General features: G+C 70.6%; 7 protein-coding genes and 1 pseudogene. 4 read left to right on the top strand and 4 right to left on the bottom strand.

Going from position 1 to position 12994, the window contains the following annotated elements; translation table 11 throughout:
* Window positions 1-10: 10 nt before the first annotated feature.
* Window positions 11-529, bottom strand: a complete 519-nt coding sequence (locus tag OG568_RS45540) for a GNAT family N-acetyltransferase (protein ID WP_329535834.1) — start codon at window positions 527-529, stop codon at window positions 11-13.
* Window positions 530-591: 62 nt separating this feature from the next.
* Entirely contained in the window at window positions 592-2418 is a 1827-nt protein-coding gene (gene kstD, locus OG568_RS45535) for a 3-oxosteroid 1-dehydrogenase (protein WP_443077826.1), read from the bottom strand.
* Between the two features lie 301 nt (window positions 2419-2719).
* Between kstD and OG568_RS45530 the strand changes: the two genes are divergently transcribed.
* The 3 genes and pseudogenes from OG568_RS45530 to OG568_RS45520 all read left to right on the top strand — a co-directional run bounded on the left by OG568_RS45530 (window position 2720) and on the right by OG568_RS45520 (window position 6360).
* Window positions 2720-3595 carry a carbohydrate kinase family protein gene (locus OG568_RS45530; RefSeq protein ID WP_329536621.1) on the top strand — a complete coding sequence of 292 codons (876 nt, stop codon included), beginning with the start codon at window positions 2720-2722 and terminating at the stop codon, window positions 3593-3595.
* A gap of 121 nt (window positions 3596-3716) precedes the next feature.
* Window positions 3717-4232 (top strand): annotated as a pseudogene (locus tag OG568_RS45525) (restriction endonuclease); the annotation flags it as partial.
* Between the two features lie 226 nt (window positions 4233-4458).
* Window positions 4459-6360, top strand: coding sequence for an AMP-dependent synthetase/ligase (locus OG568_RS45520; protein ID WP_329535832.1), 1902 nt, complete (start codon window positions 4459-4461; stop codon window positions 6358-6360).
* Between the two features lie 597 nt (window positions 6361-6957).
* On the opposite strand, the gene OG568_RS45515 is transcribed toward OG568_RS45520, so the two are convergent.
* Complete coding sequence (locus tag OG568_RS45515) at window positions 6958-8829, bottom strand: sensor histidine kinase (RefSeq protein ID WP_329535831.1); 1872 nt, start codon at window positions 8827-8829, stop codon at window positions 6958-6960.
* On the bottom strand, window positions 8826-9518 hold the full coding sequence (locus OG568_RS45510) for a response regulator transcription factor (protein ID WP_266638638.1): 693 nt from the start codon (window positions 9516-9518) through the stop codon (window positions 8826-8828). The genes OG568_RS45515 and OG568_RS45510 overlap by 4 nt, the downstream gene beginning before the upstream one ends.
* Window positions 9519-9767: 249 nt before the next feature.
* Here OG568_RS45510 and OG568_RS45505 point away from each other — a divergent pair, with 249 nt between their 5' ends.
* Window positions 9768-12761: a glycosyl hydrolase gene (locus OG568_RS45505; protein WP_329535830.1), complete on the top strand. Its 2994-nt coding sequence runs from the start codon at window positions 9768-9770 to the stop codon at window positions 12759-12761.
* Window positions 12762-12994: the final 233 nt, after the last annotated feature.

The following is a 12994-nucleotide window of genomic DNA, read 5'->3' as shown; positions in this document are numbered from 1 at the left end:
CGAGTTCCGCTCAGACGGCGGCATCTGCTCCTACCGCGCGCTCCATGCACACCAACTGCTCTCGCTCGTCCCACGACTCGGTCACGGTGAAACCGAACCGCTCGTAGAGGGCGATGGCGCCCGATCGCCACTTCCACACCGACAGCCGTACCGTGCTGACTCCGCTTTCCCCGGCATGCGCGAGAGCTGCACCGAGCAGATCGGACGCGATGCCGCGGCCCCGGAACGCGGGGTCCGTCCAGAGCCTCTTGATCTCCGACCGCCCGCTGACGGGAGCGGTTACCACGAGGCAGCCCACCGCGGTGTACCCGCTCAGCGCCACCAGTACGACACCGTCGCCGAACGCGGCCCGCGGGCCCAGTACTTCCGCGCGGTAGCGCTCAGGCAGCCCGCTCACATCGCTGACGGCCTCGCCCTTCTCGGCCTCGGTCCGCAGATGGTAGGCCGTCAACAACTCGGCCAGCCCCTCCTCGACGAAAGCTCCCTGACCTGGCCGGCGGACGACGACAATGTCACATTGATCAGTCATGACGACAGCATCACACGACCACGGTCAGCCACCCCACGGTCCGTTGGTGCCCTGCACATCCTTCAGGCGCCCGCGCCGGCCGCGATGTCCAGCGCCGCGATGTAGCCGAAGGTCATCGCCGGGCCGATCGTCGAACCCGCGCCCGCGTAACTGTGGCCCATGACCGCCGCGCTGGCGTTTCCGGCGGCGTACAGACCGGGGATGACGGATCCGTCCGGCCGCAGTACGCGCGCCCTGGCATCCGTGCGCAGGCCGCCCTTCGTGCCCAGGTCACCCGGGACGATCTTGAAGGCGTAGAAGGGGGCGAGCCACAGGGGCGCGAGGCAGGAGTTGGGGAGGATCGCGGGGTCGGTGTAGTAGTGGTCGTAGGCGCTGTCGCCGCGGTGGAAGTCGCTGTCGTTGCCGTTCTGGGCAAGGGTGTTGAAACGGTTGACGGTGGTGCGGAGCGCGGCCGCGGGCATGCCGATCTGCCCGGCGAGGGCGTCGAGGGTCCATGCCTTGTGGGCGGCGCCGGACGTGTACCACGCGTCGGGGAAGGTGAAGGTCGGCAGCACGTCCTTGAAGAGGTAGCGGTTGCGGTAGTTCTGGTCGACGATCAGCCAGGCCGGGATGTCGGGCGCGTTGGTGTCACGGTCGTACATGATGTGCACGACGTCGCTGTAGGGGGCCGCTTCGTTGACGAAGCGCGCGCCGGCGGCGTTGACGAGGAGCCCGCCGGGCAGGGTGCGTTCGGCGAGGCAGAAGTACGGCTGGTCGGGCAGCGGGATCGCCGGGCCCCACCATGCGTCGTCCATCAGGTCGAGCGCCGCGCCGGCCCGCTGACCCGCCTGGATCCCGTCGCCGGTGTTCTCCTTGGCGCCGACCGTCCACTCGGTGCCGATGGGCTGTCGCTGGTACTGGTCGCGCATGGCGGCGTTGTGCTCGAAGCCGCCCGAGCCGACGATCACCCCGTGCCGGGCTCTGATCAGGCCCGGGGTGCCGTTCCTGGTGACCACGGCTCCCGTGGCGGTGCCGTTCTCCAGGTACAGGTCGGACAGCGGGGTGTTCAGCCACACCGGAACCTGGGCCGCGAGCAGCCCGGCGCGCAGGCCGGCCGCCAGCGACTGCCCCATGGTGAGGGGCTTCTGGCCGAGGAGGGCCGCCTGGGTGCCGCGGGCCAGGCAGGTGGTGGCGACGGCCGCTCCCTTCACGCTGACCGCGGCGAGCGTGAGCCACTTGTAGTCGGAGCTGAAGACGACCATGCCGGTCGGGACGGTCATGTACGACGGGTTCAGGTGGGCGAGCTCGGCACCGAGGATGTTTCCGTCGAGCTGGTCGGGTTCGATGGAGCGGCCGCCGGGCAGCCCGCCGGGGAACTCGGGGTAGTAGTCGCTGTACCCCTCCATCCAGCGGAAACGGAGCGGGCTGTTCGCCATGACGAAGGAGATCATGGCAGGGCCGTGGCCGAGAAAGGCCTGTTGGCGTGCGGTGGAGACGTCAGGGCCGACGACCGCCGCGAGGTAGGTGGCAGCCTTGGCGGGGGTGTCCGGCACCCCCGCGGCGAGGATCACCGGGTTGTTCGGGATCCAGATGCCCGCGCCGGAGCGCGCCGCCGAGCCCCCGAACGTGGGCGCCTTCTCGACGACGACGCAGCTCAGTCCCTGTTTCGCGGCCGTCAGCGCGGCGGTCATCCCTGCCGCTCCGGAGCCGATCACCACGACGTCGTACGTGCCGAGCAGGGGCAGATCGGCCGCGTCGGCGCCGCCTGGCAGGCCGGCAGCGAGCGCGAGCCCGGTTCCTGTCGCCACGCCGAGCACCTGGCGACGCGACGGGCCGGGTCCCGAGGTGGAAGCGGTCGAGTACGCAGAGGCGGCTTCGGTATGTCTCGCAGGGTCCGCGCTTGTGGACATGGCAGGGCGCTCCAGCCGGGCGAAGGAATGGGCGAGCGTGCTGTGCCCCGGGAAGCAACGCGCCTGCGGCGTCCCGGTTCTGATACGGAGTCAGGAATGTCGCGCGGTGGTCTTGTGAAGTCAAGGGGTAAGCCGGGAGGCGGGCGCGGCACGTTGTCCGTGGTCGCCGACCATACTGGGGGCGGCGGGGAAGGAGAGGGCAGATGGATCTGTGATTCCACAACATGCGGAAGACGACCGGCACAGCGCATACGACCGTGACCGGTACAACGCGGACGACCAGCACGGTACATACGACGTACTGGTGGTCGGCGGCAGTGGCGTGGACACCGTCGTCCGCGTCGATGCCTTGCCGGTCCCGTTCGCGGACTCCGTCCACGTCGGCCCGATCGAGGAGTGGCCCGGTCACACCGGGGGGAACGTCGCACTCGGCGCCCGTGCACTCGGCCTCAAGGCCGGGTTGCTCGACTACATCGGTGACGACTGGATCGGCGCGCAGGTGCGCGAGCGGATGGCCAAGGGCGGTGTGGAGTTCGTCCCGCTGATCTCCCCCGCGGGAACGCGGCGCGCGGTCAACCTGGTGGACGCGTCGGGCCGGCGGATGTCCTTCTACGACGGACGCGACCCGGCGGATCTGCGGATGCCCCGGGACTTCTACCTGCCGCGGCTGCGGCGCGCCCGCCACGTCCACCTCTCCATCATGAATTTCGGGCGTTTCCTCTACGACGACATCGAGGAACTCGGCGTCCCCGTCTCCACCGATCTGCACGACTGGGACGGCCTCGCGGACCACCACCGGGAGTTCGCCCTCCGCTCCGACCTCGTCTTCTTCAGCGCGGCGGGCGCGGGCGAGGACACGCCCGCGCTGATGCGGGAGATCCTCCGCGCCGGGCGGGCCCGTACGGTGGTCGCCACGGCCGGCGCGGACGGCTCCTACGTCCTCACCAGCGACGGCGGCCCCGATCCCCAGCACATTCCGGCCGTCGTTCCGCTCGCGCCGGTGGTGGACTCCAACGGCGCGGGTGACGCCTACGTCTGTGGCTTCCTGTACGGCAGGCTCACCGGCCGGGACGTACACGAGTGCGCCCGGCTCGGGGCGGTCGCGGGCGCCCACGCCTGTACGGCACCGGGCTCGACCGCCCTCATCTCCCGGGAAGCGCTCCTGAGCCACCCGTGACCGGAAGCATGGCGTCCGGTGAAGCGCGGTGTCCGGTGACACGGCGGCGATCGCCCGTCAGGCGGCGCCCGGCGGCCGAGCAGGCGCCAACAGCAGGCGGAAGCAAGGCTGTTGGCGTTGACTCGTGGGCGCCGGTTGGCTGCGCCTGCGCCGGGACCGTGCGCACTGGCGGGAGGTGCGGGCGCGCGGGCTGCGGTATGCGATCGCGCAGTCGGACGCCTTGCAGCACCAGGAGTTCGAGCAGGCGATACGGGAGCTGATGCGCCGGGACGGCTGCCCGGACGCCGCCCGGGTCGGTGGGCGCGGTGATCTCGGCGCGGACGTGAAGGCGACGGATCCGTTCGGGCGGCGTTGGGTCATCCAGTGCAAACACCGTCGCGACGGGGAGCGCGGGTCCGCCGTGGGCACGCCGGACCTGCAGGTGCTCAACGGTACCGCCCGTCCCGTGCACCTGGCCGACGTGGCGGCCATGGTGACCAACGGGCGGATCACCGCTCCTGCCCGGGACTTCGCCGAGCAGCAGCGTCTGCATCTCGTGGACCGCCGGTCGCTCGCCTGCTGAGCCGCCGGATCGCAGCCGCTGTGGGAGCTGCTGCGGGCGTTGCCGCCGCCCCGCGGACCGTCCGCTCCGGCCTGACCGGGACGGTCGCGCCCCACCGCGCGACCGCCTCACGCGACCGCGCGGGGAACTCGTCGCCGACCGGATCCCGAGCACGGGAGGTCCTTGAACCGACCGTAACCTCATCGGTAGACGAACTGCTGCCTGAATCCGGCACAGTCGTGGTTGGTCTGGGCTAGATTCGTGAATCCTCGGCACCGCAGCCCCTCGGTGGGGCCATGTCGAGGAGAATTGTGGAGCGGCGATGCACGCGTTCGAAAATCCTTCACCGGCTGCGACAGTGATGCAGGGTGGACTCGCCGACAGTCTCTTCGAAACGGCTCGCCGCGAGCCGGACCTGCCACAGATCGCACGCCGCCTCGACGACGATCCCGGCACCTGGACGACGGTGACCGCGGCCGAGCTGTGGGATGAAGTGGTCGATCTGGCCCGGGGGTTGGTCGTGTCCGGCCTGCGCCCGGGGAACCGGGTGGCGGTCATGGCGCGTACGCGCTACGAGTGGACCGTACTCAGCTACGCGCTGTGGGCGGTGGGCGCCGAGGTCGTGCCCATCTACCCGGCCTCGTCGCACGAGCAGGTCGCCTGGATCCTCCAGGACGCGGGCTGTGTCGCCGTGGTCGTCGAGGACGAGCAGGGCATCATGACGGTCGGCTCGGCGTGCGCGTCACTCCCGTCGCTGCGCCACGTCTGGCAGTTGGACGCCGGGGCTCTGGCAGGGCTGGTCGAGCGGGGCCGGGCGATCTCGACGACGACGGTGGACTCGCTGCGCCGCATCGTGCTGCCCGACTCGACGGCGGTCATCGCCTACACCTCCGGTACGACGGGCCATCCCAAGGGCTGCGCCCTCACCCATCGCAACCTCGCGAGCCCGTGCGACACCCTTCTCGCGGGCTGGAGACACACGATCGCTCCCCCTGGTGAGCAGCCCGCCATCCTCGCCTTCCTGCCCTTTTCGCACGTGTACGGCATCATGGTGCAGGGGCTCTGTCTGCGGGGCGGCATCCTGCTGGGACACGAGCCCGATCTCAGCGAGGAGACGCTCTCCGCGGCGCTGCTCTCCTTCCGCCCGACCTACCTCTACGCCGTGCCGTTCGTCTTCGAGAGGATCTACAAGAACTTCCTGCGCACAGCGCAACAGGCCGGCCGCGGGGCCCTGTTCGAGCGTGCCGTCCAGACGGCGAAGGACTTCGCGGCGGCCACCGAACGCCAGCGGCTGGGCACCGGCCCCGGCCCCGGCTTCGACCTGCGCCTGCAGCACACCCTCTACGAGAAGACCGTCTACCGGAAGCTGCGAGCCTCCCTGGGGGGACGAGTGTGCGGCGCGGTGTCGGGCGGCTCCCCGCTCAACCGGGAACTCGCCCTCTTCTACGCGGGCATCGGGATCTTCGTCCACGACGGGTACGGGCTCACCGAGACAGCCGGCGGCGTCACGGCCCACCCCGCGGGGCGCGAGAAGTTCGGAACGGTCGGCCGCGCCCTGCCCGGTACGGAGATCCAGGTGGCCGAGGACGGGGAGATCCTGGTGTGGGGGCCCTCGGTGTTCCAGGGCTACGTCAACGACCCCCCGTCCACGTACGCCGCGTTCCGGGACGGCTGGCTGGCCACGGGGGACATCGGCCACCTCGACGCCGAGGGCTATCTCGCCATCACCGGCCGCAAGAAGGACATCATCATCACGAGCGGTGGCAAGAGCGTGGCTCCCGCGGTCCTCGAAGAGCGGCTGCGCGTCCACCCCTTGATCCATCAGGCGGTCGTCGTGGGCGACAACCGGCCGTGTGTGGGCGCCCTCATCACCCTTGATCCCGACTTCCTCGCGCACTGGCGCGTGACCTGGTCCAAGGGGGACCCGTCGGCACGGGACGCGCGGGAGGAGAACGAGCTGCGGGAGGAGGTCAGACGCGCCGTCGCGGCGGCCAACAGCACCGTGTCCCGCTCGGAGTCCATCCGGGTGTTCCGTGTCGTCTCCGAACCCTTCGACCAGACCAACGGCCTGCTGACCCCGTCGATGAAGCTGCGCCGGGACGCCATCTCCCGGCGTTTCGCCGCCGAGATCGACGCGATGTACCAGACCTCGTCAAGGGTCCCGCGGGAGCACACGCCGAGCGAACCGTCGATCTGGGACGATTCCGACAACGTATTCCGGTGAGGAAACTCCACATCGGCCACTTCCCGGGGTCGGGAAGTGGCCGAGTCATCAGCCTGGTCGGCGACGACGGCACCGCGCTGCTAGGGCCTGTCTGACGATTCCCGTCGTCGCCCGAAGGGCGGCCTGGCGGCGTCAGGTGCGCACTCTCGCCGCACCGGCCCCAGTCCCGCGTACTGGATGTACTCGGGTCTGGGGCCGGTGCGGCGAGTGGGGGCACCTCCCACGCCGTTGAGGCAGTGGGGGAGCGTGCATGGCGTCGCCAGGCAGGCGGGAATTGTCAGACAGGCCCTAGTGCAGGACTTCGTCTGGGACACCGGCACACAGGCGCACGCGACCTACGCCGTCGACCTCGGATACCTGGACAGCTGGAGCCTGACTCTCTGACCCCGGTGACCTCTCTGCGTCTCTTCCACTTCTTCCGCGGCGCGGGACATAGGTGCGTCCCGCGAGCGATCGCAGGGGCGTGACACGGATTCCGGCCCCCGGCATCCTGGTGGTGTTCATGTGACCACAGTGCTCCCAGGGCGCCGGGGTAACCAGATCCCTCCTGTGAGGGGGAACGCGCATCCTGGTACCGCCACCACCACCCTGCGCAGGTCAGCGGCCCTCCTCCGCGTCAACCGGCGGGTTGGTGGCGGGCAGCCTCAGGGTGAAGACCGTTCCGGCGCCGAGTTCGCTCGTCACCGCGACGGTACCGCCGTGGGCGGCCACGAGCTGGCGGACGATGGACAGGCCGAGCCCACTGCCTCCGGTGCGCCGGCTACGGGACTTCTCGGCCCGCCAGAACCGGTCGAAGACGCTGGGGAGATCCTCTTCGGCGATACCGCTGCCGGTGTCCGCCACTTCGAGTGCGACCTGCCCGTCGTCCTGCCGTCGCACGGAGAGCGTGATGGTGCCGTCGGCCGGGGTGTGCCGTATCGCGTTGGAGACCAGATTGCCGAGCGCCTGCCGCATCCGCATCGGGTCCGCGTCGAGCCACGGCGTCCCCTCCCCCGTGAGCGAGGGCGCCGCGTCGACCGCCCTGCGCAGCTTGATGCCCACCGCCTCCGCCCCCACCCGGTGTGCCGCGGCGACCTGTTCGAGCAGCTCGTCGGCGCGGACGGCCTCGCGGTGCAGGGTGAGGGTGCCCGCGTCGGCCGCCGCGAGGTCCTGAAGGTCGTCGATGACCCGCTGGAGGAGCACCGCCTCCTCGTGCAGGGAGGCGAGCAGTTCCGGGTCGGGGTCGACGATGCCGTCACGGGTCACCTCCAGCCAGCCGCGGATGTTGGTCAGCGGGGTGCGCAGTTCATGCGCGATGTCGCTGACCATCGCCTTGCGCTGGGCCTCCATGCGTTCACGGCGCTCGGCCAGCTCGTTGAACGCCAGCGCCAGGATGCCCGTCTCGTCCCGGGTGGTCACGGGAACCCGTACGTGCTGCTCCGGCGGCTGCTGCGCGGCCTGCGTCAGTGCGCGCAGCGGTCGTACGAGCCTGGTGGCGACCAGCGCGGTCACGGCGACCGTGAGGGCGAGGACGAGACCGGCGACTCCAACGATCTTGGCCTTGTTGGTGTTCGACATGTCGAAGTGCGGGACGGCGCTGTCCCCCGTGCCCAGGAACAGCTCGGCGACGGGCGCGACATCGGGGTCGAGCTGCTCGCGACGCGCGTCGGTGAGGCACTCGTCGCTCTCCGTCCGGGTCGCCGTAGGCAGCCCATGGGCCGCCGTTTCCCCCAGGTCGAACTGCGGCTGCGGAGTCAGGATCGAGAAGTGGAGGTAGACGGCCTGGGACGAGGGCCGGGCCACGTGCTTGCGCCGCAGGCACTCCTGGACGATGCGGGTCAGCTCGTCCTGGGCGGTCTGCTCGGTGGGCATGAGGATGTTGACCTGTCCGTCCTCGCACTCGGAGACCGCTTGGTCGTCCTTGACGGTTTTGCCCGTGTCCGTCAGAAGGGGTCGGCCGCTCGGCATCCAGCTGAGTGTGGTCTCGAAATGGTTGCGTCGGTAACACGCCTGCCGTTTCCTCGCCAGCACGTCGAGGCGTGCGTGCTCCTTGGCCGTCAGCCGATACGGTCCCACCGCACGCGGGTCGATTCCGCTGAGCTGAGCCCCGGGTTCCGAGTCGGTGTCCGTGTGCAGGGGGTCGACCGTGGCGGCGGCCCCGGGCGGCAGCGCGGTGTGGGACTTCGCGGAGTCGGCGATCGGCTTACGGTCCGGCGTCGTCAGCGCGATCCGTCGCCCCATGGTGGCCGACAGCCGGCGCAGGGTGTCCTGGACGCCCGACCAGCTCGGGTGGGTGGCGGCGTATCCGCTGAGCTGCCGGAGGATGTCCGTGTCGTCGGCGAGGGCCTGCCCCTGTTCCTCCTGGATGGCGCGGGTCGTCGTCTGCACCGCGAGCCACGCCGTCGCCGCGACCGAGCACAGGGCGATGAGCACCGAGGTGATGATCAGCCGTACGAGCAGCCTCTTGCGCAGCGGTATGCCGGAGTTCATCCGCGCTCACCGCTGAGCTTGTACCCGACGCCGAACACCGTCAGCAGCCGCGTGGGCCTGCGGGGATCCGCCTCGATCTTCTTGCGCAGGTTCATGATGTGCACGTCGATGGCCCGTTCGGTGGAGGCCCGGTCGATCCCCCGGGTGTGCTGGAGCAACTGCCGCCGGGAGAACACCCGCTCGGGTTCCGCGGTCATGGCGCGCAGGATCTCGTACTCGCCCGGCGTGCACTCCACGCGTGAGCCGTCGCAGCGCACCTCGTGCCGGACTGGATCGACGGTGATGCCGGCGGCGCGGATGACCCGTTCCTGTCCGGTGGCCGGGCGTCCGCTGCGCCGTAGGACCGTACGGATCCGGGCCATCAGTTCGCGCGGGCTGTAGGGCTTGGTCATGTAGTCGTCCGCGCCGAGTTCCAGGCCGAGCAGGACGTCGTCCTCGGTGGAGCGGGCGGTGAGCATGAGGACGGGGATGTCGTCGTCCCGGCGCAGCACCCGGCACACCCCGAACCCGTCGATCACGGGCAGCATCAGGTCGAGGACGACGAGGTCGGGCTTGTGCCGCCGTACCTCGTCGAGCGCGGCCCCGCCGTCATGGACCACGGTCGCGGTGTGTCCCTCCTGCAGCAGTGAGCGGCGTATCAGCTCCGCCTGCTTCTCGTCGTCTTCCGCGACCAGCACATATGCGCACACGCGGCCGATAGTAAGCGTCTGTGCTCGGGAAGCAGGGAGGCGAGAGAGGCTTCCCACACCCTGACAACTTTCTGATATCCGCCTGCGAAGCTCACGCATGCCACCTGACGCGATCGTTGTCCGAGGTGTGCACGGATCTTGACGCTCTCCGATCCGGGGCCGTAGCTTCCCGGAGGATTTAAACGATTCAAAAGCGTGGGCCCGAAGGGGCCCTGTTTGTGCTGCCCTTCGAGAGAGTGGACGAGATCCATGAGCAACGACACCCCGGACCGCCGTTCGGGACTCCCCCGCCGCACTCTCCTCTCGGTCGCCGTGGCCACGGCGGCGGTCGGCACACTCGACTGGAGCCTGCCCGCACCCGCGGGGGCCGCGACCGCCGCGGGGCTGCCGTTCGCGGCGCCCGGGCGCGCGGTGCGGCCGAAGTTCCGCTGGTGGTGGCCGGACGGCCTGGTACAGCCCGACGAGATCAGACGGGAGATCGACCAGATCGCCGACGCCGGTTTCGGCGGGGCCGAGATAGCCGCGGTCCATCACAGCGTCACGGACCCCGCGGTTCTGGACACCGCGCGGCACGGCTGGGGCAGCGCGGCGTGGGTGACGGGAGTGGAGGCGGCGCTCGGCCAGGCGGCCCGGCGCGGCCTCACCGTCGATCTGACGATCGGTCCGAGCTGGCCCGCGGCGGTCCCCGGCATCACGCCGGACAGCGAGGCGGCGGTCAAGGAACTCGCCTACGGAACGGTCACGTTGACGGCGGGATCCACCTACTCCGGAGCCGTGCCGCCCCCGGTCCACGCCGCCGCGTCCGGTGTGACCCGGCAGCGGCTGCTCCTGGTCCAGGCCGCCCGGGTGAACACCGCGAACTCCACCCGCAAGGAGACGGGGCTCGACCTCGACTCGGTGTTCGACCTCACCGGCGCCGTCACCGACGGTGCCCTCACCTGGACCGTGCCCGACGACGGCAGCTGGGTGATCGTCTCCTACTGGGTACGCGGTTCCGGGCAGACCCCGGAGGGCGGCCCGCACACCGCCCCGGCCGCGTACGTGGTCGACCACTTCAGCGCGGCCGGCACCCGCGCGGTGACCGACTACTGGGAGGCGCACCTCCTCTCTCCCACCGTCCGGCGCCTGCTCAAGGTCTCCGGCGGGGCGCTCTTCGAGGACTCCATCGAGCTGGAGACCGACGGGCTCCAGTGGACGTCCGGCCTCCCCGACGCGTTCCTCGCCCACACCGGCCGCTCCCTGCTGCCGCTGCTGCCCGCCGTGATCCTGAACCACGGCAGCCAGGTCTTCGCGTTCGAAGCCGCCGTCACCCGGCAGATCCGGCACGACTTCTGGGAGACGGTGTCCGTCCTCTTCAACCGGCACCACGTGACGGCCCTGCGTACCTGGGCCCACTCCCTCAGCCTCGAACTGCGATCCCAGCCCTACGGTCTGCAGACCGACGCGATCGCCTCGGCCGCGCTCCTGGACATCCCCGAGGGCGAATCCCTCGGCTTCAAGAACCTCGACGACTACCGCTGTCTGGCGGGCGGCCGTGACATGGCCGGGCATACGGTGCTGTCCTGCGAGGCGGGCGCCTACGCCGGCGGGGCGTACAACACCACCTGGCAGAAGTTCCTGCGCACCATGGGCGGCGCCTATGCGGCGGGGGTCAACCAGACGGTCGTCCACGGCTTCTCCTACGCCGAGTTGCCGGGCGTGAACTGGCCCGGGTACGCGGCCTTCACCCCGTACAAGGGGACCGTCGGCTACGGCGAGTCCTGGGGGCCGAGACATCCGACCTGGCGGCACGTCGAGGATGTGTCGGGGTATCTGGGCCGGGTCCACCAGGTGTTGCGGACCGGCCGTCCGCGCGTCGACGTCGCGGTGTTCCGGCAGACGGGATACACCGCCACCGGCATCGGCGCCTCCTGGTTCACCGCGACGGGCATCCCCCTGGGCTGGACCCACCAGTTCCTCAGCGGGCCACTGCTCGACCTGCCCGCCGCCACCGTGCGCCACGGGCGCCTCGCACCCGAAGGCCCGGCGTACAAGGCCCTGTTCGTCGAGGGCGACTTCTTCTACGGCTCCACGGTCACCCTGGCCCTGTCCGACGCCCGCGCCCTGCTGCGCCTCGCCCGCGCCGGACTGCCCGTCGTACTGCTCGGCGCCTGGGACTCCGTCGTGCCGTCCGGCGTCCCCGACAGCGGCGAGGGCGACGAACTGCGTTCTGTCGTGGCCGAGTTGCTGGCCCTGCCGCTGGTGCGCCAGGTCGCCGACAAGTCGGCCGTCCCCACCGCTCTCGACGACCTCGGGGTGGTGCCGGACGTGCGCTACGCGTCCTCCTCCACCCTGCTCAACGCCCACCGCGTGGCCGACGGTGTCGACTACTACTACCTGTGCAACGGCAAGCACGCCGAGACCGTCAAGCCGCCGGTGGCCGCGATCGGCCACGAGATCACCCTGCGCCGCACGCAGGCGGGCGCCGTGCCCTATCTCCTCGACCCGTGGACCGGAAAGGCCGAGCGCCTCGCCCGCTACACCGAGGACGGCGACACCGTCACCGCTCGCGTCACCCTCCAGCCCGCCGAGACCCTGATCCTGGCCCTCGGCCGCCCCGGCCTCTTCGGCGACCGCACCGGCAGCCGTCCGCACGCCGTCGACAGCGAGGCGGACGAGGTGCGCTTCACCGACGCGGGACTCACCGTCCGGGCGGCCACGGCAGGCACGTACAGCTCCGTCCTCTCGTCCGGCCGCACCGTGCGGACGACACTCAAGAGCGTCCCCGCGCCGATGGATCTCACCTCCTGGCAGCTGCGCGTGCAGGACTGGCGGCCGGGCGTCACGGCCTACCGCACCACCGTCGTCGACCACGACCTCACCCTCGACGCACTGCTGCCCTGGTCGCAGATCACCGAGCTCGCGGACGTCTCCGGAATCGGCCTCTACCGCACCACGGTCACCCTCGACAACGGCTGGACCGGTGGCCACGGCGCCCGCCTGGAACTGGGCACCGTGACCGACACCTGCCGGATCACCGTGAACGGCCACCGCCTCGACCCTGTCGACCAGATCCATCCGGTGGTGGACCTGGGCGACCTGCTCCGGCGCGGGGTCAACGTCATCGAGGTCGAGGTCGCCACGCCGCTCTCCAACCGGCTGCGGGTCAGCGACCCCGCGGTCTACGGCGGTACGGCACGACAGGCGTACGGGTTGCTCGGCCCGGTACGGCTGCTGCCGTACGGCGAGGCACGGCTCGACTGACGGACCGCGGCCCCGGCGCTGCGCCGAACATGCGTTGACCAGCAGGGGCAGAACGTCCGTGGCCACCCGCAGCGAGATTGGGACCGGGTGGAGCCCGCCGAGCTCGACCGCTCGGTCACAGACGCCGCATGAGGAAAGGGCCGCCGTGCCCCAGCGACGTGGGTCCAGGTCGCCGGTATCGAGTCCGGCGACCGAACTCTCGGCGGCCCGAAGCCGCGGAATGGGGGGCCGTA

This window comes from Streptomyces sp. NBC_01450 (assembly GCF_036227505.1).
GTDB lineage: Bacteria > Actinomycetota > Actinomycetes > Streptomycetales > Streptomycetaceae > Streptomyces.
The sequence above is the reverse complement of the archived record's forward strand: the minus strand, read 5'-3'. Positions and strand labels throughout refer to the sequence as shown.